The organism is Pseudomonas sp. LBUM1660 (assembly GCF_059695935.1).
On record NZ_CP166795.1, the window covers coordinates 3,535,162 to 3,555,974 of the forward strand.

At 60.1% G+C, this 20,813-nt stretch carries 19 protein-coding genes; 8 read left to right on the plus strand and 11 right to left on the minus strand.

Annotated elements, in window-relative coordinates:
- Positions 1-23: 23 nt before the first annotated feature.
- Genes ACA068_RS16495 through ACA068_RS16505 form a run of 3 tightly spaced genes read right to left on the minus strand, consistent with a single transcriptional unit; the run spans position 24 to position 2,751 of the window.
- Complete coding sequence (locus ACA068_RS16495; protein WP_497303231.1) at positions 24-893, minus strand: rhomboid family intramembrane serine protease; 870 nt, start codon at positions 891-893, stop codon at positions 24-26.
- Entirely contained in the window at positions 890-1,864 is a 975-nt protein-coding gene (locus ACA068_RS16500) for a metallophosphoesterase (protein WP_497310609.1), read from the minus strand. Before ACA068_RS16500 ends, ACA068_RS16495 begins: the two co-directional genes overlap by 4 nt.
- Positions 1,861-2,751 (minus strand): NAD(+) kinase, encoded by an 891-nt coding sequence (locus ACA068_RS16505; protein ID WP_010459816.1) that lies wholly within the window; start codon positions 2,749-2,751, stop codon positions 1,861-1,863. Before ACA068_RS16505 ends, ACA068_RS16500 begins: the two co-directional genes overlap by 4 nt.
- A 107-nt stretch (positions 2,752-2,858) precedes the next feature.
- Here ACA068_RS16505 and ACA068_RS16510 point away from each other — a divergent pair, with 107 nt between their 5' ends.
- On the plus strand, positions 2,859-3,809 hold the full coding sequence (locus ACA068_RS16510; RefSeq protein ID WP_497303233.1) for a DUF1853 family protein: 951 nt from the start codon (positions 2,859-2,861) through the stop codon (positions 3,807-3,809).
- Between the two features lie 129 nt (positions 3,810-3,938).
- Here ACA068_RS16510 and ACA068_RS16515 read toward each other — a convergent pair whose 3' ends face one another.
- The 3 genes from ACA068_RS16515 to ACA068_RS16525 form a co-directional block, all read right to left on the minus strand.
- Positions 3,939-5,222, minus strand: coding sequence for an arsenic transporter (locus ACA068_RS16515; RefSeq protein WP_497303235.1), 1,284 nt, complete (start codon positions 5,220-5,222; stop codon positions 3,939-3,941).
- A gap of 32 nt (positions 5,223-5,254) precedes the next feature.
- A complete protein-coding gene (locus tag ACA068_RS16520) occupies positions 5,255-5,602 on the minus strand; it encodes a metalloregulator ArsR/SmtB family transcription factor (protein WP_497303237.1) in 348 nt (115 codons plus the stop codon).
- Between the two features lie 275 nt (positions 5,603-5,877).
- Positions 5,878-6,438, minus strand: a complete 561-nt coding sequence (locus ACA068_RS16525; protein ID WP_497303239.1) for an NADPH-dependent FMN reductase — start codon at positions 6,436-6,438, stop codon at positions 5,878-5,880.
- A gap of 174 nt (positions 6,439-6,612) precedes the next feature.
- On the opposite strand from ACA068_RS16525, the gene ACA068_RS16530 reads away from it, so the two are divergent.
- Positions 6,613-6,873 (plus strand): hypothetical protein, encoded by a 261-nt coding sequence (locus tag ACA068_RS16530; protein WP_094467661.1) that lies wholly within the window; start codon positions 6,613-6,615, stop codon positions 6,871-6,873.
- 88 nt (positions 6,874-6,961) lie between these two features.
- Positions 6,962-7,855, plus strand: a complete 894-nt coding sequence (locus ACA068_RS16535; RefSeq protein WP_497303241.1) for a LysR family transcriptional regulator — start codon at positions 6,962-6,964, stop codon at positions 7,853-7,855.
- Here ACA068_RS16535 and ACA068_RS16540 read toward each other — a convergent pair.
- From ACA068_RS16540 to ACA068_RS16560, 5 genes are all read right to left on the minus strand, one after another.
- Entirely contained in the window at positions 7,821-8,435 is a 615-nt protein-coding gene (locus ACA068_RS16540) for a GNAT family N-acetyltransferase (protein WP_010459805.1), read from the minus strand. The genes ACA068_RS16535 and ACA068_RS16540 overlap by 35 nt on opposite strands.
- A gap of 14 nt (positions 8,436-8,449) precedes the next feature.
- On the minus strand, positions 8,450-10,705 hold the full coding sequence (locus ACA068_RS16545) for an Orn/Lys/Arg family decarboxylase (RefSeq protein WP_497303243.1): 2,256 nt from the start codon (positions 10,703-10,705) through the stop codon (positions 8,450-8,452).
- Between the two features lie 345 nt (positions 10,706-11,050).
- Complete coding sequence (gene dnaQ, locus ACA068_RS16550) at positions 11,051-11,809, minus strand: DNA polymerase III subunit epsilon (RefSeq protein ID WP_131062909.1); 759 nt, start codon at positions 11,807-11,809, stop codon at positions 11,051-11,053.
- 233 nt (positions 11,810-12,042) lie between these two features.
- Positions 12,043-12,495, minus strand: coding sequence for a ribonuclease HI (gene rnhA, locus ACA068_RS16555; RefSeq protein ID WP_008028618.1), 453 nt, complete (start codon positions 12,493-12,495; stop codon positions 12,043-12,045).
- Positions 12,496-12,586: 91 nt separating this feature from the next.
- Positions 12,587-13,345, minus strand: a complete 759-nt coding sequence (locus tag ACA068_RS16560; RefSeq protein WP_497303245.1) for a class I SAM-dependent methyltransferase — start codon at positions 13,343-13,345, stop codon at positions 12,587-12,589.
- A gap of 65 nt (positions 13,346-13,410) precedes the next feature.
- On the opposite strand from ACA068_RS16560, the gene gloB reads away from it, so the two are divergent.
- From gloB to ACA068_RS16585, 5 genes are all read left to right on the plus strand, one after another.
- Positions 13,411-14,178, plus strand: a complete 768-nt coding sequence (gloB, locus tag ACA068_RS16565) for a hydroxyacylglutathione hydrolase (protein WP_497303247.1) — start codon at positions 13,411-13,413, stop codon at positions 14,176-14,178.
- A 99-nt stretch (positions 14,179-14,277) separates the two neighbouring features.
- The gene (locus ACA068_RS16570; protein ID WP_497303249.1) at positions 14,278-15,732 is read left to right on the plus strand and encodes a transglycosylase SLT domain-containing protein; all 1,455 of its coding nucleotides are present in this window, start codon (positions 14,278-14,280) and stop codon (positions 15,730-15,732) included.
- A 355-nt stretch (positions 15,733-16,087) separates the two neighbouring features.
- Positions 16,088-17,896: an extracellular solute-binding protein gene (locus ACA068_RS16575; RefSeq protein ID WP_497310610.1), complete on the plus strand. Its 1,809-nt coding sequence runs from the start codon at positions 16,088-16,090 to the stop codon at positions 17,894-17,896.
- Positions 17,893-19,734, plus strand: a complete 1,842-nt coding sequence (locus ACA068_RS16580) for an extracellular solute-binding protein (RefSeq protein ID WP_497303251.1) — start codon at positions 17,893-17,895, stop codon at positions 19,732-19,734. Before ACA068_RS16575 ends, ACA068_RS16580 begins: the two co-directional genes overlap by 4 nt.
- Before the next feature lie 4 nt (positions 19,735-19,738).
- A complete protein-coding gene (locus tag ACA068_RS16585; protein WP_497303253.1) occupies positions 19,739-20,812 on the plus strand; it encodes a microcin C ABC transporter permease YejB in 1,074 nt (357 codons plus the stop codon).
- Position 20,813 lies beyond the last annotated feature (1 nt).

Below are 20,813 nucleotides of genomic sequence, written 5' to 3' on the forward strand. Positions count from 1 at the left end.
TCCGCTCTTTAATACATAACTGTTTAGACGGCCAGTTTACGGCGGTTGTACAAACCACCCAACAAACCGGTCAAGCATCCGACGAGCAACCCGCTGACGTGGGCCGCGTTAGCAATTTCACCGAAACCGATCATCGAGACCAGCCCTGACAGGCACAGCACCAGCCACACCAGCATCATCACCAGCACGCCGCGCGGCAGGCGATAAGCCGGGTTCGGCGACAACACCTGAAAAATCCAGCAGTGCCCGAGCAGTCCATACAGCACGCCGGACAACCCGCCAAACAAGGTCGGTCCGCTGAAATAATACTGGGCGTAGTTGGACACCAGACTGAAGAGCAAGGTGAGGCCGATCAGGTTGATGCTGCCCTGGCGCGACTCGATGCGCCGCCCCAGCTCCCAGTACCACATGCCGTTCATGGCCAGATGCAGGATGCCGAAGTGGATCAGCATCGGCGTCACCAGACGCCACCACTGCCCCGCCGCGAGGCTATCGGCCAATGGCACAAAATGGATGTACTCGCCGACGATGCGAAAATCGAGGAAAGTCAGCCAGCGCAGCGTGTCGAGGTTTTCCCCCAGCAGCGTCACCGCACCGACGATCAGGCTCAATAGCAGCACCAACCCGGTTGCCTTGGCATGCCGCAACTGCTCGACGAAACCAGGCCGCTTAGTGGTTTGCGCGACCGGAATGTCCAGCTGCTGATCAGGGTCGCCCGCCGGAAAACGTTCGTACAAGGAACGGACGTCTTCGCTGATATTGGCCGGCACCCACAGCACTTGTTCGCCCGACTCTTCGCTGACCCGATGCGGCACCTGCATGCGTTGCAGCAGTTTGACGAACCCACTCAAATCCACCGCCAGCGGCAGACGTAAAACGGCAACCGTACTCATTGCAGCACCTCCGGCCGCTCGACATCGACCCAGACAAATTTGTGCGGGTCGAGACGGGTTTCCTGATCCAGGCGATAGGCGACCAGTTTGCCGTAGAGCACCGCGCTGTAATCCAGGCAGGCCAGGTTCGGACGGATTGGTGCCGGTTTTCCGCTGCGCCAGTAGTGGCCGACGAACAACAACGGCTCATCGACGCCATAACGCAGCAAGGTGTTTTTTTCGGTGGACGACAGGGGCGTCTGGGCCACGGGTTCGGGCAAGGCGTCAGGTTGGAACACAATGTCTCCGTAGGTTTGCGGGTCGTCTTCCCAGAATTTGGTGCGGAAAAACGAACGCGTCAGACCATCGCCGCTGGTCATGGTCAGCCCGTGGGGCAGACGCATGTCGGTGCCGCGCAACAAGCGATCGAACACGGTGCAGGCGAAACTGCCGGGCACGGCCGAGGCCTGGAGGAAATGCTCGTCGATGCAACCGTCGGGGAACAGCGCGCGCAGCGGTTCGATCAGGCCGGAATCCCAGCAGGCGTGTACCACGCGAAAGCGTCCGGCATCCACAAACAATGGCAATTCGTAGAACCATTGCTGGAAGTCATGCCAGTCGCCGGGATGATGTTCAAATTGCGTCAGGGTTTCACCGAGCAGGCGCGCATGACGCGGCGTGTGTTCACGCACGAACTGCTTGCCGCTGCCCGGAGGCGCCGGCGTGACCCAGCCAAGGGCGTTGAATTCATGGTTGCCCATGATGCACAGCGCCTGACCGGCCTCGACCATGTCGTGGACGATGTGCAGCGCCTCGCGAATCCGCGGGCCGCGGTCGATGATGTCGCCGACGAACACCGCCATGCGCGACGGATGCCGCCAGACGCCACCTTGCTTGTGGTAACCGAGCCGGTCGAGCAAGTGCTCAAGGGTCAGAGCGCAACCGTGCACGTCACCGATCAGGTCGTAGCTACGCGCGGGATCGAGCATCAGTCGCCTCCACCACCCAAGCGGCTGCCCCAGCCGAGCTTGGTCCGGCAGACCTCATAGTAGTTGTGGTCGAGCGGGTGAATCAGCCGCAGTTTCTGGGCTTTTTTGCTGATGGTGATGGTGTCGCCCGGCGCGCAGGTGAAATGGTTCTGCCCGTCACAGGAGACTTGCGGGTAAATCTGCATATCTTTGGACACGACGATTTTCAGCTCACTGTTGCCATCGACCACAATCGGCCTGCCCGACAAGGTATGGGGGTACATAGGCACAATCACAATAGCGTCGAGCTTGGGATGCATGATCGGCCCGCCCGCCGACAGCGCGTAGGCGGTCGAACCGGTGGGCGTGGCGACGATCAGGCCGTCGGCCTTCTGGCTGCAGACGAACTGGCCGTCGATGTACAACTCGAATTCGATCATCCGCGTCGATTTGCCCGGGTGCAGCACCACGTCGTTCAGCGCGTCGCCCTGGCCGATGGCCTCCGCATGGCGGCGGACTTCGGCTTGCAGCAGGAAGCGGTTTTCCACCAGATAGTGGCCGTCGAGCACTTCGGCGACTTTGACTTCCAGTTCGTCCGGGCGAATATCGGTCAGGAAACCGAGGCTGCCGCGGTTGATGCCGAGCACCGGAATATTGTGTCGGGCCAGGGCACGCGCGGCGCCAAGCAGGCTGCCGTCACCGCCGACCACAATCACCATGTCACACACTTCGCCGAGCATCTTGCGGGACGAGGTTTGCAGGCCATGACCGGGCAGGACTTCGGCGATGGTGTCTTCGAGGATCACGTGCAGGTGACGATCAAGCAGAAACCGTTTCAGTCGGCGGACGGTATCCAGCACCTGCGAACTGCCCAGGCGACCGATGATGCCGATATTACGAAATTGCTCCATGGGGTTCCTGCGCGACGGTGAAAAACACGATTATGGGCGAAAGCGCAGGATAGACAAAATCCTTTCAGCCACAAGGGTGTACTCATGTTTAGGGCTATGCTCGCAAGATGATCCTATTTCCCGATTTGCTCCAGTTACCCCACCAGTTACGCCACCCCGAAGTGCGCGACCTGGCCTGGGTCATCCTCGCGCCGCCGATGCTCGACATCACCCCGTGGCCTCAACGCCATCCGCTGGCCGGCAGTGACTGGGTGCAGGCACCTGATCAGCTGGAACGCTGGCTGAAGCAACTCGACCGTGACAGTTATGACCTGCTGCATTGGCTGGCACAGGCCAGGACCCGGCGACTGGGCTTGTATTACGAACGCTTGTGGCAATACGCCGTGCGCCATGCGCCGGGTATCGAGTTGATTGCCGCCAATATGCCGATCCGCCGCGAAGGCCACACCTTGGGCGAGCTGGACATGCTGTTGCGCGATCGCGACGGCGTGCATCACCTGGAACTGGCGATCAAACTCTATCTGGGCCCGCAGAATGGCGACGGACAGGACTCGGCGCAGTGGCTCGGGCCGGGTTGTCATGATCGACTGGACCGCAAACTGGCACATCTGTCACAGCATCAATTGCCCATCTCCGCCCGACCCGAGAGTCGCGAGGTGCTGGCGGCGCTGGATGTTCAACAGTTCAGCGCACATCTGTGGCTGGGCGGTTATCTGCTGTATCCGTGGCCAGGAGAAGCCGAGCCACCCCACGGCGCGCATCCGCAGCACCTGCGCGGCAGCTGGCTGCATCAGAAGGATTGGGCGGATTTTGTCGTGCAGCGCCCGTTCGGGCGCTGGCAACCCCTGCCGCGCCATGCCTGGCTGGCGCCGGCGCATTATCCGGCGGAACAGACCTGGAACACCGAGCAACTGGAGGCATGGCTCAGTGATCTGGAGCCTTTGGCCCCGGCGCAGTTGATGGTGCGACTGATCGAGAATGCGCAGGGGGATTGGGAGGAAGCGGAGCGGTTGTTTCTGGTCGCGGACCTTTGGCCGAATGTGGCGGGCAGTGGCTAAGATTTGTAGTGCCTGGACTGGCCCCTTCGCGGGCAAGCCTCGCTCCTACAGGTTTTGTGTCGTTCGCCGAATTTGCATTCGACATAAATCTGTAGGAGCGAGGCTTGCCCGCGAAGAGGCCACCCCGTTCTAAATGGATAACCGCAACGCCAAAGCCGCCAACGTCACCAACAAAACCGGTACCGTCAACACCACCCCGACCTTGAAGTAATACCCCCAGCCAATCCGGATATTCTTGCGCTGCAGTACATGCAGCCACAACAACGTCGCCAGACTGCCAATCGGCGTGATCTTCGGCCCCAGGTCGCTGCCAATGACGTTGGCATAAATCATCGCTTCCTTCACCGCCCCCGTGGCCTGGCTGGCATCGATCGACAGCAAACCAATCAACACCGTCGGCAAGTTGTTCATCATCGACGACAACAGCGCCGTCAGCACGCCCGTGCCCATGGCTGCGCCCCAAATGCCGTAGTTTGCGAACCCGTCCAGCCACCCCGCCAGATACCCGGTGAGCCCGGCATTGCGCAGGCCATACACCACCAGATACATGCCCAGCGAGAAAATCACGATCTGCCACGGCGCTTCTTTCATCACCTTGCGCGTGGAAATCTTGTGGCCACGGGCGGCGATGGCCAGCAGCAACGCGGCACAGACGGCGGAAATGGCGCTGATCGGAATGCCCAGCGGCTCAAGGGCGAAGCAGCCAATCAACAGTATGGCCAGCACTGCCCAACCGGCATAAAACGTCGCCTTGTCATGGATCGCCGTCGACGGATGTTCCAGTTGTTCGGGGTCGTAATCCTTGGGGATGTCGCGACGGAAAAACCACATCAGCATCGCCAGCGTAGCGGCGACACTGACGAAGTTGACCGGAATCATCACCGCCGCATAGCGGTTGAACGTGATGTTGAAGAAGTCCGCCGAAACGATGTTCACCAGGTTCGACACCACCAACGGCAGGCTCGCGGTGTCGGCGATGAAACCGGCGCCCATCACAAACGCCAACGTCGCCGCCGGGGAAAAGCGCAACGCCAGCAGCATGGAAATCACAATCGGCGTGAGAATCAGCGCCGCGCCGTCATTGGCAAACAACGCCGACACCAGCGCCCCGAGCAGCACCATATAAGCGAAGAGTTTGCGCCCGCTGCCCTTTCCCCAACGGGCCACATGCAGCGCAGCCCAGGCAAAGAACCCCGCCTCGTCCAGCAGCAGACTGATGATGATCAGCGCCACGAAGGTGCCCGTGGCGTTCCAGATGATCTGCCACACAATCGGGATATCAGCCAGGTGCACCACCCCAAAAATCAGCGCCAGCACTGCGCCGAATGTCGCACTCCAGCCTACGCCCAGGCCTTTGGGTTGCCAGATCACCAGGGTGATGGTCAGCAGGAAAATCAGCGACGCTACAAGCATGCGGAACAGCCTTCAAAAAACAATCGGGGGGATTAGCAACAGCGAGCCGGGCGATCAGCCATTGCCTGCAAACGGTCGACATCAGCGGCCAGCCAGCCAGCGTGATCAGCCAGTGCACCTTGCAACAGCGTGATGACCCACGGCGACAATTGCGGGTGCAGGCGATAAAAGACCCACTGCCCCTGACGGCGGTCTGCCAGCAGACCATTGCTGCGCAATTGCGCCAGATGACGGGAGATCTTTGGCTGGCTGAGGTTCAGCCCGGCCGTCAATTCACACACGCACAACTCGCCTTCGCGAGCGATCAACAGTGCGATGCGGCTGCGGGTGTCATCGGCCAAGGCCTTGAAAATATCGACGGGGCTACGGGAACTGGACATGCGGGAACACGCCTCTGGGCAAACGAGGCGTGAATATATGGAATTTCGAATATGCAGTAAAGCAAAGACTGAATAACCTGACTTCAGTATCAGCTGACGAGCAACGCCCTGTAGCGAGGGGATTTATCCCCGTTCGGCTGCGAAGCAGTCGTAAACCTGAACGCACGGTCTATCTGATGCACCGCGTTGCTTGATTTCGCGACTGCTTCGCAGCCGAACGGGGATAAATCCCCTCGCCACAAGGCAGCTGCTACAAGGGATGTCCTGCGTTTAGGTCACACCTTCTTATGCTGCTCGACCCATTTGCCATACGCATTGATGAAGCTCTGCAAGAACGGCTTCACCGACTCGGACAATTTACCCGCCTCATCGAACGCCGAACCGGCACCTCCCAGATAGGCCTCCGGTTGCTGCATGCACGGTACATCCAGAAACACCATCGACTGACGCAAGTGATGGTTGGCCCCAAACCCGCCGACAGCGCCCGGCGAAACGCTGATCACCGCCCCTGGCTTGCCGCTCCAGGCGCTCTTGCCATACGGACGCGATCCCACATCGATCGCGTTCTTCAGCGGCGCCGGCACCGAGCGGTTGTATTCAGGGGTAACGAACAGCACTGCGTCGGATGAACTCACTTGTTGTCGGAAAGTGCTGTAGGCTGCCGGCGGTAAAGCTCCATCGATGTCTTCGTTGTAGAGCGGCAGATCGCCGATTTCGACGATAGTGAGCTTGAGATTGGCAGGCGCCAGGTCGGCCAGAGCCAGCGCCACCTTGCGGTTGATCGATTCCTTTCTCAAGCTGCCGACCAGTACGGCGATCGTGTAGACGTTGCTCATGGAAGACTCTCGACTGTTCGATGGAAAGACTTGTAGTTATAGATGACGATTCACCCAGTGGGCTGTTGAATTTACCGCCCCTGACTATTTTTTTCCTGTAGGAAAACTTACTTCGCTTAACCACGGTCTACAGAACCGCAAATTGAGTGATTTATCTCCAGAGGTTCTAAGCAGATGGCAGCAGTACTCGTCGGTCAGTTCCATGCAAGAGACGCGGAAGGCCGCGTTTATTCCGTGCATGAGTTCCAGGAATCCACCCCCTCGCATGACGGCCTCACTGGCTCGGCGCCTGTGACCACCTACAAACTGGCCATTGGCGATCGCGTCAATAAGCTCGACGACAACCAGTTTTTGCTGGTGCAATCGAACATCACCATCGTGCGCGAGCCCGACACCTATGTCGGCAGCCGGCCGGAAATCACCACCGCCTCATAACCCCGCGTTATGAGCAGAAGTCATATGCGCGCACTTGAGTTAGGATTCAGTCACTGACTCCCTCACCTGCTGAACATGGACTTCACGCATGCGTTTACGTCATATCGAAGTGATCCACGCGCTCTTGCAGACCGGTCACCTGGGCACCGCCGCCGAATGGCTGCAGTTGCCGGTGGCCGAGGTCGAAGGCATTTTGCGCGACGCCGAGGATCAGTTGGGTTTCATGCTGTTTTCCAGCGTGCGTGGACGTCTGCAGGCTACGCGCGAGGCGCGGGAGCTTCAGGTTGAAATCGCCCACGTCTACGACGCGCTTGAGCCGGTCCAGCGCCTGGCCAGCAGCCTCAAGCAATATCAGGCGCACCCGCTGCGCATCATCTGCACCCCGCCGTTGGCCCAACAGTTATTGCCTCACAGCATCGCCGCCCTGCGCCGACGCCTTCCCGATGCGCCTTGCACCCTGCTGAGCCAACCCACCCGCGAGATCGTCAGAAACCTGCTGCTACGCGAAAGCGATCTGGGGCTGAGCCTGCACGATCCCGACCACGCTGACATTCATTGCCAGGTGATTGCCCAAGGCAAACTCCAGCTGTTGGCGCCCCATGGCTGGCTGCAACCCAAACAGAAGTATATTTCGTTGCAAGATCTGGCCGGCCAGTCGATGGTTGGTCTGGAAGGTCATGATCCGCTGAGCCCGGCGCTCGACAACAAACTGCATGCCTTGCGCCCTGCCCCGGTCATCCAGACACGGGTGCAGACTCATCAGATGATGCGCAGCATGGTCGAGGCCGGAGAAGGCCTGGCGATTGTCGACCCGTTTACCGCCCTCGGTGCCAAATCGAGCGGCCTGGATGTCTGCCCGCTGGCACCTGCGGTGCCGATCAGCCTCTATGCCCTGACCCTGAAAAACGGCGAGCCCATGCCGGCCGTTCAGGTGCTGCTGGACATCCTCACGGAACAAGCCGTGGCGATGTTGTCGAGCTGAGCGGGTTTTCCAGCGGATTATCGAACAGGCGATACCAGAACAGTGCGACTTCAGCCGTGTTCGGGTCGATGCCGCGATAACGCAGATGATCGATCCCGCCTATCACGAAACCACAGCGCTCATAGAGTCGGCAGGCCCCCAGATTGTTGTTCTGGGTTTCGAGCATGATGCCCGGCAACTTCTTCTTGCGACTCCAGAACTGCGCCACGTCCAGCAACGCCTTGGCCACACCGTGACGGCGCGCCGGCGCATGCACGGCCAACTCGTCGATATGGGCAAAGCCGTTCCAGTTGGTGCTGACCACCAGATGGCCGACGGGCTCATCATCGAGATAGGCCATGAACACCGCACTGTCCGCGGCATCGCGGAAGCTGCTGAACTCCTCGGGATCAATGCCGTAGCACTTTCGATAAGGGGTGATCGGCGTCACCCGCCACTGCTCCACCGGTTTGCCGATTTCGGCTGCGCCATAGGCCGCGACTTCAAAACTGAAATCGCTGCCCCAGATATAGGGCGCGAAACCCTCATCGGCGACACGCACCGAGAGGCCTGGGTATTTGGGATTCATGATCGGTTGCATGCTGGGAAAGGTCCTCATTCCTTGATGCAATCAACGGTGTAATGCCGTCCATTGCCCTCGTCTTCGTGTTGCAATCCGTGCACATCAACGACAAACCCGGGGAAGCTGCTGTCGAACGTGCGAGCAAACGACAGGTAATCGATGATCGACCGGGTCGACTCGGTGAACCGCTCGCCCGGCATGATCAACGGGATGCCGGGTGGATACGGCACCAGCATCACCGCGGCAATTCGCCCCTCCAGGGCATCGATCGACACCGCTTCCACTTCACCCCGCACCAAATGATCATAGGCGTCAGCCGGCTTCATGGCGATTTCCGGCAGCACGGTGTACATGCGTTTGAGGTGTTTGGCCGTGGCATTGCTGCGATAACAGGCGTGCAGTTGATCGCACAAATCCCGCAACCCCATGCCCTGATAACGTGCGACGTTCTGTTGCGCCACACAGGGGAGGCACGTAGCCAGACTGACGTTGGCGTCGTAACTGCGCTTGAACTCCAGCAACTCGGTCAGCAGCGTGCTCCATTTACCCTTGGTGATGCCCATCGAGAACAGCACCAGGAATGAATACAGGCCGGTCTTCTCGACCACCAACCCTCGCTCCCAAAGGAACTTGCTGACCACCGCCGCCGGAATCCCGCGCTCGCTCAGTGCACCACCCGCGGTCAGGCCAGGCATGACCAGCGTGACCTTGATCGGGTCGAGCAACACGTAGTCGTCGGTCACACCACCGAAGCCATGCCAGTCTGCGTCAGGTTGCAACAACCAGTCTTCGGTGACCACACGCTCGATGCCTTCCACCGAGGGCGGCTGCCAGATGGAGAACCACCAGTCATCCGCGGCAATGTGCTGGCGCAGATTGGCCAGGGCCCGACGAAAACTCAGCGCCTCGTCGAACATTTCCTGCAACAGCGATCGCCCGGCCGGGCCTTCCATCATTGCCGATGCGACGTCCAGCGAGGCGATGATGCTGTACTGCGGCGACGTCGAGATGTGCATCATGAACGCTTCATTGAAGCGGTCGCGGTCCAGTTGCCGCGCGCCGCCGTCCTGGACATGAATCATCGAGGCCTGGCTAAACGCGGCCAGCAGTTTGTGCGTGGAATGCGTGGTGAACACCAGCGGGCTGTGTTCGCCACGGGACGTGCCCATGCCGTACCGGCCGGCGAAAAACTCGTGGAACGCCGCGTAGGCATACCAGGCCTCGTCGAAATGCAGGACCTCGACGCTGTTACCCAGGTTTTGCTTGATCAGTTCGGCGTTGTAGCAGAGGCCGTCGTAGGTCGAATTGGTCACCACGGCCAACTTGACCTTGGGCTCACGGCCCTGGGTCAGCGGGCTGGCGTCGATCTTCGCCTGAATCGATTCGCGGCTGAATTCGCTCAGCGGAATCGGACCGATGATCCCCAGCTCATTGCGCTCCGGGCACAGGTACAACGGGATCGCGCCGGTCATGATGATCGAGTGCAGCACCGACTTGTGACAGTTGCGGTCCACCAGCACCAGGTCATCGCGAGCGACCATCGAATGCCAGACGATCTTGTTGGCGGTCGAGGTGCCATTGATCACGAAAAAGGTGTGATCGGCGCCGAAATTGCGCGCGGCCCTGGCTTCCGCCTCGGCCAGCGGGCCGGTGTGGTCGAGCAAGGAGCCCAATTCCGGCACCGATACCGACAAATCCGAGCGCAGGGTGTTCTCCCCGAAAAACTGGTGAAACGCCTGCCCCACCGGGCTTTTGTGATAGGCCACACCGCCGCCATGACCGGGTGTGTGCCAGGAATAATTGGAATCGGCAGTGTGTTGCACCAGCGCCTTGAAAAACGGCGGGAGCAAACCATCCAGGTATTTTCGGGCCGCCCGGGCCACTTGCCGCGCCAGAAAGGGCACGGTGTCTTCAAACAGATAGAGAATGCCGCGCAGTTGATTGAGCTCGGCCATGGCATCGGCCGGGGCGTTTTCCAGCGTGACCTGTTCGCCCAGCGCAAAGATCGGCAAGTCCGGCGCACGCACACGCGCCAGACCGATCAATTCAGCCATATTGTGTAACAAATGCGAATGGGCGCTGGCGTCTTCTGCGGCAATCAACATGCAGGAGAGGCCGTGATGGGTCGAAGCGACCAGCCGCCCTTCGGTGTAATCCACCGCCGAAACGATGCTGAAGCCTTCCTGCTCCAGTTCCCGGGCGATGCCACGCACGCGGTCACCGGCGACGGTGTCGGCCTTGATGTCGCGGTGCACGATCAAGACCGGGAATTTCAAATCTTTATACATGAGGCTCAGTGTCCTGAGGCTGCAGACCGTGGCCTGCCAATATGCTCAGGGTAGAGGGTTGAAGCGGATGTGGCGAGCGTCGATGCCCTGAAGCGGGTCAATGAGTGCACCATCATGTGGCCATCAACCCCCAACTGAAATGGAGACGTTGAGCTTGGCGGCGCCCTGCAGGTAGGTTGCTCCGCAGTTACCTGTGTAGCGCACCTTGTAGCAGCTGCCGAGCTGCGCGAGGCTGCGGCCTCGCGCAGCTCGGCAGCTGCTACAGGCCGTGTGCACGGTTCTCAACAAATGACCTGTGGCACACCCCCCCCCTCGCCACAAAAGCCGTGTCACATCAGATTGCGCTCAAGCCTGCGCCTTGGCCTCGACCAATTGCTGCCACAGCGACGGAGCGCCGGCGGACTTGGCGATGGCTTCCAGGCGTGCCACGTGCCGGGCTAGGTCATCTTCGCTGGCGGGGATGATCCGGGTCGGCTGGCGATCGGCCGGCAAGCGGCGGATTTCCGTGGCGGAGTTGTCCGCGCCTTCGCCGGAACCGTTGCCATCGGACGCATTACCGGCCAGCGACAGGCTGGTCTGGCCGCCGGTCATGGTCAGGTAAACGTCGGCGAGGATCTCGGAGTCGAGCAAGGCGCCGTGGAGTTCACGGCCGGAGTTGTCGACGCCATAACGTTTGCACAACGCATCAAGGCTGTTGCGCTGCCCCGGGTGACGTCCCCGGGCCATCATCAGAGTGTCGAGGATCGAGCAGTGTTGCGTGATGTCCGCACGGTCGTGCTGGCCCATCAGTGCGAATTCGTTGTTGATGAAGCCAACGTCGAACGCTGCGTTATGGATGATCAGCTGCGCGCCCTTGATGAATTCGAAAAACTCATCGGCCACTTCAGTGAAACGCGGTTTGCCCACCAGGAATTCGTTGGTGATACCGTGGACGCCGATGGCACCTTCGTCACTCTCGCGATCCGGTTGCAGGTAAACGTGGAAATGCCGGCCTGTCAGGCGCCGACCGATCAACTCGACACAACCGATTTCGATAATCCGGTGGCCGTCGGTCACCGGCATGCCGGTGGTTTCGGTATCGAGTACAACGGATCTGGTGGCCATCAGCGCTCAGCTCTCAACGGGTCAATCGTGCAAAAGCGGCGATGTTAACACGCTCGCTGGATCCGGCGCGCGTGCCGCCAAGTGAGCGGCGCTCATGCAGCTTTCAGCAATCATTAGCAATGTTTATAAAGCCTGGATGCAGATAGCCAGACCAAAACTGGCGACCGCCATCCTGATACTGTGAGGTCCTGTGAGAGCGAGCCCGCTCGCTCTCACAAAGGTTCAGCGCTGAGTCAGGCCTGCTTGTACCCGCGCACTTCATCCACACCACGGTTGGCCAGTTGGTCCGCCCGTTCGTTGCCATGGTGGCCGATGTGCCCGCGCACCCATTTCCAAGTGACGTTGTGGCGGTTGACCTGCTCGTCCAGCAGTTTCCACAAGTCAGCGTTTTTGACCGGTTCCTTCGCCGCCGTTTTCCAGCCGCGCTTCTTCCAGTTGTCCATCCACTCGTTGATGCCTTTCATCACATACTGGGAGTCGGTCACCAGCAGCACGTCGCAGGAACGCTTGAGTTCTTCCAGGCCGCGAATCGCGCCCATCAGCTCCATGCGGTTGTTGGTGGTGTTGGCTTCGCCGCCCCACAGTTCCTTTTCAACGCCTTTGCACACCAGCAACGCGCCCCAACCGCCAGGGCCAGGGTTGCCTTTGCAGGCGCCGTCGGTGAAGAGTTCTACGCTATCGCTCATGCCAATCTATCCAGAAAATGCGGTGGCTCGCCAATCAGTGACCGACGATGCCCTAGGCCGGGGCAAACCCGGCCGGGAAATAAAGAGTGTGTTACGGCTCGATGTTACGACGGTTGACCTTGGCCATCGGCAATGGAATCAGCTTGCCCATCGGTTCGCGCCGCTCCTGACGGACGGGTCGCAGGCCCACCACGATCTTGCGCGCCACCAATAAATAGAAGCCGCCACCCGACAGTTGCCAGTCACCGGCCTTGCGCTCCCAACCGGCCAGACGAGCCTGCCAGGCGGGTGAAGCAAGCGGCGGACGATAGCACCCGAAGCGGCGTTTCTCCAGCGCGAAGCCCAGCAGATTCAGCCAGTCGCCCACTCGCGAGGGCGAGATGCAGCGCGCCTTGCGCAAGCCGTCGTGAGCGAACACATGGCGCAAGCCCCAGCTGCTCCAGGGGTTGATCCCGATGATCAGCAAATGCCCGCCGGGCCGCACGCTGCTCGCCGCTTCACGCAGTAAGCCGTGGGGCGACAGGCAGAAATCCAGACCGTGCTGCATCACCACCACATCAGCGGCATGCTCGCTCAACGGCCACGCCTGCTCTTCGCAGACGATCTCGACCCCCGGCAACGGCGCGCCAAGTCGCACATTGCGCTGAACCTGGGGTGCCGACGGCGGCGTCTGGGCCGACGGGCCGTAATGCACCAGATAGCCACCGAAGAAGCGGCCCAGCTCGTCTTCGAGCATGCGCCGCTCTTCATCCAGCAGAAATTGCCCGATCGGGCCGGACAGCCATTCACGGGCCGCGCTGATCAACGTCAGCCACTCAGGATCGGCCTGAGCGAACGCTTTATCGGTCATTGCATTCTCCAACGCGCCAGGAAGTTCTAAGATGCGCCATTGTTTTCAGCTTGGCGAATCCGACGATGATACAGATCAGTGCCCTGCCCGCCTTCACCGACAACTACATTTGGTTGTTACAAGACCACAACACCCAGCGCTGCGCCGTGGTCGATCCGGGTGATGCCGCGCCCGTGCAAGCCTGGCTGGCGGCGCATCCGGGCTGGGTATTGAGCGATATCCTGATCACTCACCATCATCATGATCATGTCGGCGGCGTCGAGCAGCTGAAAAAAGCGACAGACGCGAAAGTCTGCGGCCCGGCCAGCGAAACCATTCCGGCGCGGGACGTGGCGCTCAAGGACAACGACCGTGTCAGCGTGCTGGGCTGGGACTTCGACGTCTTCGCCGTCCCCGGACACACCCTGGGACATATTGCCTATTACCATCATGGCCTGCTGTTCTGCGGCGATACCCTTTTTGCCGCCGGTTGCGGGCGCCTGTTCGAAGGCACGCCAGAACAAATGCACACCTCGCTGAGCCGCCTCGCTGCCCTGCCCGAAGATACACTGGTCTACTGCACGCATGAATACACCCTGAGCAACCTGAAATTTGCCGTAGCGGTCGAACCGGGCAATCGGGACACCGCCGCACGTCTGGAAAAAGTCACCGCGCAACGTGCAGCCGGAATCATGACGCTGCCCTCTACTTTGGCGCTTGAAAAGCTGACCAACCCGTTTTTGCGTGTCGACGAAACATCCGTTAAAGAAAAAGTGGACGAACGGAATGGAACCCAAAACCGGGCTCCGAGTGCGGTTTTTGCTGTACTTCGGGCTTGGAAAGATAAGTTCTAAGTAGCCGCCCCGTTGGTACAAAAATTCTGAATGGTTGACCGCAGAGGGTACGCTTTCTAGAATCGCCCGACATTTTTGCCCGGAACTTACTTCCAGCCAATGTCGTCATCTATTCGTAAAGCCATCAATTCAGACGCATTGACCCGCCTGGCTCAAGCCATCGCGGTGGCTGTGTCCGCCACTCTGGCGGGCTGTTCCAGCCATGTGCCGCAGACCGAAGCGACACACACTCCGAACATCGCCGCTCGCGCCAAGCAGAAACCTATCTGGCTCAGCGAAAAGCCGACTCCACAAATTCCACAGGATGTCTGGGAGCGCATGCGCCAGGGCTTCCAGTTGCAGGACAACCTGGGCGTCAACCCGCGCATCGAGCAACAGCGGCTGTGGTTCGCCAGCAACCCGTCCTTCCTCGAAAACGCCGGCGAACGCGGCAGCCTCTACATTCATTACATCGTCGAACGCCTTGAAGAACGCAACATGCCGCTGGAGCTGGCGCTGCTGCCAGTGATTGAAAGCGCCTACAACCCGATGGCCTATTCCCGGGCCAATGCGGTGGGCCTTTGGCAATTCATTCCTTCCACCGGCCGTTACTTCAACCTGCGTCAGACCCGCTTCTATGATGGCCGTCGCGACATCACCGCCTCGACCACCGCGGCCATGGATTACCTGACCCGTCTGCACGACATGTTCAACGGTGACTGGCTGCTGGCCCTGGCGGCCTACAACGCCGGTGAAGGTACGGTCAGCCGTGCCATCGAGCGCAACGAGAAACTCGGTCTGCCGACCGATTACTGGAACCTGCCGCTGCCAGCCGAAACCCAGGCTTACGTGCCCAAGCTGCTGGCCTTGTCCCAGGTCGTGCTGGCCCCCGAAGCCTACGGCGTGAACCTCAACCCGATCGCCAACGAACCGTATTTCCAGGTCGTCGAAATCAACCAGCGCATGGACCTGTCCAAGGTTGCCGCGGTGGCCAACATCGACGAAGACGAGTTGTTCCAGCTCAACCCGGCCTTCAAACAGCGCACCACCATCGACGGCCCCCAGCATTTGCTGGTGCCAACGTCCAAGGCACAGTTGCTGACTGCCAGCCTCTCGACCATGCGTCCTGAAGAGTTGATCAGCAAGAAGTCGCTCAAGCCGGTCTTCGAAGGTGCCGATGAATCCGAAGTCGCCAGCCTCAAACGTGCCTACCGTGTCAAACGCGGCGACAACCTGGCCGCCATCGCCAAGGCCAACAAGGTCGACGTCAAGGACCTGCAGCGCTGGAACAAGATGAGCGGCAAGAACCTCAAGGTCGGCCAGACCCTGGTGATGCAGGACACCACCAAACGCAGCGGCGGTCGCGTCAACACCGTCGTGGCGGCGAACAGCAAGACCAACAGCAAAGCCGACAAACAGAAGCCGCAGACCCAATACAAGGTCAAGCAAGGCGACTCGTTGTACATCGTCGCCAAGCGCTTCAACGTTGAAATGCAGCACCTCAAGCGCTGGAACCCGCGTGTCGGTCAGGCTCTCAAACCTGGTCAGTTGTTGACGGTTTCTTCGCCACGCTAAAAACGAGCCCCTGATTTCAGGGGCTTTTTTTGGCCAGCAGTTTGAGGACTACTGCACTTGTTAAGTACTACCCAGGGGCTGTTGTGGCGAGTGGGCTTGCCCCGTTTGACTGCGCAGCAGTCGCAAACCCTGCGAATGCGGTTGATCTGAGAGGATGTAAGGGGCCGCTTCGCGACCCAACGGGGGCAAGCCCCCTCGCCACAGGTTCTGCGATGCACAGGGCTATAGCGCCAGCCGTTAACAACGCATTAAGCCCCCGTCTTTTTCCAGTCGATACAAGCTGTTACTGTACGGCCCACAAAGCCCAAGCCGCCTGGATCGGATCTCTGACTTGAAGCGCCCCCTCCTCCTCTTCCTGATCAGCCTGGCCTTGAGCTCCTCCGCAAGCGCGACGATCAGCGAAAGCCATGGTTATGCGCAGTTCGGCACGCTCAAGTACCCGGCCAGATTTACCCACTTCGACTGGGTCAACCCGCAAGCGCCCAAGGGCGGTACGTTGCGAGTGATGGCGTTTGGCACCTTCGATACGCTCAATCCTTACACGTTCAAGGGTTCAAGCCCGGTTTCCACCGCCAATTTCCTGCAATACGGCATCAACGAGCTCAACGAACCGTTGATGGTCGGCACCGGCCAGTACGCGCCGTCCGGTGATGAGCCGACCTCCAGTTATGGCCTGATCGCCCAATCGGTGGAGTACAGCGAAGACCGCAGCTGGGTGGTGTTCAACCTGCGTCCAGAAGCGCGATTCCACGACGGCACGCCGATTACCGCCTATGACGTGGCGTTCTCCTACCGTTTGCTGCTCAAGGACGGTCATCCGCAGTACCGCACCAGCCTTCAGGAAGTGTTGCGGGTCGACATCCTCAACCCGCGGCGCATCCGCTTCGTCTTCAAGCGCGCCGGCAATTCGTTGCAGATCCTGCGCCTGGGTGAGTTGCCGGTGTTGCCGCAGCATTACTGGAAAGGTCGTGATTTCAAGGCCACCACCTTCGAACCACCACTGGGCAGCGGGCCGTACCGCATTACGTCGGTAACCCCCGGACGCCAGCTTATTTTCGAACGGGTCAAGGATTACTGGGGCAAGGACCTGCCCGTCAATCGCGGCAAATACAACGTTGACCGCATGGAAGTCGAGTTCTACCGCGACAGCGATGTGGCCTTCGAAGCCTTCAAGGCCGGCGAATTCGACATCTACATCGAGCACCAGGCGAAGAACTGGGACAACGGTTACAACTTCCCGGCCGTGCGCCGCGGCGACGTGATCAAGGCGCAGATCCCGCACCAGATCCCTACCCAGACCCAGGGCCTGTTCATGAACAGCCGGCGCCCGGCTTTCGCCGAGAGCAAGGTCCGGGAAGCGCTGGGGCTGATGTTCGACTTCGAGTGGACCAACCGCACCCTGTTCAGCGGCGCTTACAAACGCGCCATGAGTTACTACCCCAACAGCGAATTCTCCGCGACGGGCCTGCCGGTCGGTCACGAATGGCTGATGCTCAAGCCGTATCGCGAGCAACTGCCCGCCAAGCTCTTCACCGAGCCGTTCAGCCTGCCCAGGACCGAAGGTCGCGGCATTCCCCGGGAAACCATGCGAAAGGCCCTGGCGCTGCTCGCCGAGGCCGGCTGGAAGCTCAATGGGCAACGGATCGAGAACGCCAAGGGCCAGCCGCTCAAGCTCGAGATCCTGCTGGTCAACCCGAACCTGGAACGCATCCTTCAGCCTTACGTCGAAAACCTCGCCAGCATTGGCATCGACGCCCGGCTGCGCACGGTCGATCGCGCTCAGTACAAACAACGCCTGGATCAGTTCGATTTCGACATGATCCTGATGACGCTTAACCAGACCCTCAGCCCGGGCCTGGAGCAATGGCAGTATTTCCATTCCAGCCAGGTCGGGGTCAAGGGCAGTAAAAACTACGCCGGCATCGCCAACCCGGTGGTGGATCACCTGCTCGAACAATTGCTCGCCGCGCAAACCCGCGACGAACAAGTGGCCGCCGGCAAAGCCCTGGATCGAGTCTTGCTGTGGCAGCACTACATCATTCCCAACTGGTACCTTAATTATCACCGCCTGGCCTACCGCAACCGGTTCGCCTTCGTCACCACGCCGCCCTACACCCTGGGCCTGTCCGCGTGGTGGCTGAAATCTTCGGAGAAGGATCGATGAAACCCCTAAGCGCCCTGCTCTTGCAGGCCAGCGGTCTGCTGTTCGCCGGACTGGCCTGCGCCGCTCCGCAACATGCCGTGACCCTGTACAACGAGCCGCCTAAATACCCGGCCGACTTCAAGCATTTCGACTACGTGAACCCCGACGCACCCAAGGGCGGGAACTTTCGCCAGGCAGGGTTCGGCGGCTTCGACAGCCTCAACCCGTTCATCAGCAAAGGCGTACCGGCCGACGACATCGGCATGATCTACGACACCCTGGCCAAACAGGGGCTGGACGAACCCTTCACTGAATACGGGCTGGTCGCCGGCAAGATCGAGAAAGCCCCGGACAACAGCTGGGTGCGCTTTTATCTGCGTCCCGAAGCGCGCTTCCACGACGGTCATCCGATGCGCGCCGAAGACGTGGTGTTCAGCTTCCAGACCCTGACCAAGGACGGCGCCCCGCTCTATCGCGGTTACTACAGCGATGTCGAAGAGGCGGTCGCCGAAGACCCGCTTACCGTGCTGTTCAAGTTCAAGCACACCAACAACCGTGAACTGCCACTGATCCTCGGCCAGTTGCCAGTGTTGCCCAAGCACTGGTGGGCGAACCGCGACTTCAACAAGGGCAACCTTGAAATGCCATTGGGCAGCGGCCCCTACAAGGTGACCGAAGTGAAGGCCGGGCGCTCGATACGCTACGAGCGGGTCAAGGATTACTGGGGCAAGGACCTGCCGGCCAACCGTGGTTTCTACAATTTCGACGTGATGACCACCGATTACTACCGTGACAACACCGTCGCGCTGGAAGCCCTCAAGGCCGGGCAGTTCGACTATTGGGCGGAAATGTCCGCGAAAAACTGGGCCAACGCCTACAACACTCCAGCCGTCACCGAAGGCCGATTGATCAAGGAACAGATCCCCAACGGCAACCCCACCGGCATGCAAGGCTTTGTGTTCAACCTGCGCCGCCCGGTGTTCCAAGATGTACGCGTGCGTCAGGCGCTGACATTGCTGCTGGACTTCGAGTGGACCAACAAGCAACTGTTCAACGGTGCCTATGTGCGCACCCGCAGCTTCTTCGAAAACTCGGAGATGGCCGCGACCGGTCTGCCCGACGCCGCTCAACTGGCGATCCTCGACCCGTTCCGGGGCAAGATCCCCGAGCAGGTGTTCAGCGAAGCGTTCCAGAACCCGATGACCGACGCCAGCGGCATGATCCGCACCCAGCAGCGCGAGGCTTACCAATTGCTGCAAGAGGCCGGCTGGCGGATCGTCGACGACAAGATGGTCGACACCAATGGCAAACCGGTGACCATCGAGTTCCTGTTGGCCCAGACCGAATTCGAACGCGTGCTGCTGCCGTTCAAGCGCAACCTCAGCGACCTGGGTATTGACCTGGTGATCCGCCGGGTCGATGTCTCGCAGTACATCAACCGCGTGCGTTCACGGGACTTCGACATGATCGTCGGCAGCTTCCCGCAGTCCAACTCGCCGGGCAACGAACAGCGCGAGTTCTGGATGTCCGCCGCGGCCGACAAACCTGGCAGCCGCAATTCGATGGGCCTCAAGGACCCGGTAGTCGATCAACTGGTCGAGCAGCTGATCAACGCCGATTCGCGCAAAAGTCTGGTGGCCCATGCACGAGCGCTGGACCGCGTGCTGCAATGGGGCTATTACGTGATCCCCAACTGGCACATCAAAACCTGGCGCGTGGCGTACTGGAACCACATCGGCCATCCGAAAATCTCCCCCAAGTACGACATCGGCATTAACACCTGGTGGGTCAAGCCCGATGCCAAACCTGCGGTAGAAGTCGAAACCAAACTGCAAGCCGACCCTGCGGGCACGGAGTAATCAGATGCTGGCGTATATTTTTCGGCGACTGCTGCTGATCATCCCGACCTTGCTCGGCATTTTGCTGATCAACTTCGTGATCATCCAGGCCGCCCCCGGCGGGCCGGTGGAGCAGATGATCGCCAAGCTCGAAGGCTTCGAAGGCGCCACCAGCCGCATTGCCGGCGGCGGTGCCGAAGTCTCGGTGGCGGGCTCCGCCTATCGCGGCGCCCAGGGCCTGGACCCGATGCTGGTCAAGGAAATCGAGCACATGTACGGCTTCGACAAATCGGCGCCGGAACGCTTGTGGATCATGATCAAGAACTACGCCACCCTGGATTTCGGCGACAGTTTCTTCCGCGACGCCAAGGTCATCGACCTGATCAAGGAAAAGATGCCGGTGTCGATCTCGCTCGGGTTGTGGAGCACGCTGATCATGTACCTGGTGTCGATCCCGCTGGGGATCGCCAAGGCGACGCGACATGGCAGCCACTTCGATGTCTGGACCAGCTCGTTGATCATCGTCGGTTATGCGATCCCGGCGTTTCTGTTCGCCATCCTGCTGATCGTGGTGTTTGCCGGCGGCAGCTATCTGGACTGGTTCCCGCTCAGGGGGCTGACTTCAAACAACTTCGATGAACTGAGCACCGCCGGCAAGATCCTCGATTACTTCTGGCATCTGGCATTGCCGGTGACCGCGCTGGTGATCGGCAACTTCGCGACCATGACGCTGCTGACCAAAAACAGCTTCCTCGACGAAATCAACAAGCAGTACGTGGTCACCGCCAAGGCCAAGGGCCTGACCAATCACCGTGTGCTTTACGGTCATGTGTTCCGCAATGCGATGCTGCTGGTGATCGCCGGCTTCCCGTCGGCGTTTATCGGGATCTTCTTCACCGGCTCGCTGCTGGTGGAAGTGATCTTCTCCCTGGACGGTCTCGGTTTGATGAGTTTCGAAGCGGCGATCAACCGCGATTACCCGGTGGTGTTCGGCACACTGTTTATCTTCACATTGCTGGGGCTGGTGGTGAAACTGATTGGCGATTTGACGTACACCTTTGTCGATCCGCGCATCGACTTCGAAAGCCGGGAGCATTGAG

Bases quoted from the DNA above. Each gene is read 5' to 3' on its own strand.
- ACA068_RS16495 (WP_497303231.1), bottom strand. From the start codon at position 893: ATGAGTACGGTTGCCGTTTTACGTCTGCCGCTGGCGGTGGATTTGAGT.
- ACA068_RS16505 (WP_010459816.1), bottom strand. From the start codon at position 2,751: ATGGAGCAATTTCGTAATATCGGCATCATCGGTCGCCTGGGCAGTTCG.
- ACA068_RS16510 (WP_497303233.1), top strand. From the start codon at position 2,859: ATGATCCTATTTCCCGATTTGCTCCAGTTACCCCACCAGTTACGCCAC.
- ACA068_RS16515 (WP_497303235.1), bottom strand. From the start codon at position 5,222: ATGCTTGTAGCGTCGCTGATTTTCCTGCTGACCATCACCCTGGTGATC.
- ACA068_RS16520 (WP_497303237.1), bottom strand. From the start codon at position 5,602: ATGTCCAGTTCCCGTAGCCCCGTCGATATTTTCAAGGCCTTGGCCGAT.
- ACA068_RS16525 (WP_497303239.1), bottom strand. From the start codon at position 6,438: ATGAGCAACGTCTACACGATCGCCGTACTGGTCGGCAGCTTGAGAAAG.
- ACA068_RS16530 (WP_094467661.1), top strand. From the start codon at position 6,613: ATGGCAGCAGTACTCGTCGGTCAGTTCCATGCAAGAGACGCGGAAGGC.
- ACA068_RS16535 (WP_497303241.1), top strand. From the start codon at position 6,962: ATGCGTTTACGTCATATCGAAGTGATCCACGCGCTCTTGCAGACCGGT.
- ACA068_RS16540 (WP_010459805.1), bottom strand. From the start codon at position 8,435: ATGCAACCGATCATGAATCCCAAATACCCAGGCCTCTCGGTGCGTGTC.
- ACA068_RS16545 (WP_497303243.1), bottom strand. From the start codon at position 10,705: ATGTATAAAGATTTGAAATTCCCGGTCTTGATCGTGCACCGCGACATC.
- dnaQ (WP_131062909.1), bottom strand. From the start codon at position 11,809: ATGGCCACCAGATCCGTTGTACTCGATACCGAAACCACCGGCATGCCG.
- rnhA (WP_008028618.1), bottom strand. From the start codon at position 12,495: ATGAGCGATAGCGTAGAACTCTTCACCGACGGCGCCTGCAAAGGCAAC.
- ACA068_RS16560 (WP_497303245.1), bottom strand. From the start codon at position 13,345: ATGACCGATAAAGCGTTCGCTCAGGCCGATCCTGAGTGGCTGACGTTG.
- gloB (WP_497303247.1), top strand. From the start codon at position 13,411: ATGATACAGATCAGTGCCCTGCCCGCCTTCACCGACAACTACATTTGG.
- ACA068_RS16570 (WP_497303249.1), top strand. From the start codon at position 14,278: ATGTCGTCATCTATTCGTAAAGCCATCAATTCAGACGCATTGACCCGC.
- ACA068_RS16580 (WP_497303251.1), top strand. From the start codon at position 17,893: ATGAAACCCCTAAGCGCCCTGCTCTTGCAGGCCAGCGGTCTGCTGTTC.
- ACA068_RS16585 (WP_497303253.1), top strand. From the start codon at position 19,739: ATGCTGGCGTATATTTTTCGGCGACTGCTGCTGATCATCCCGACCTTG.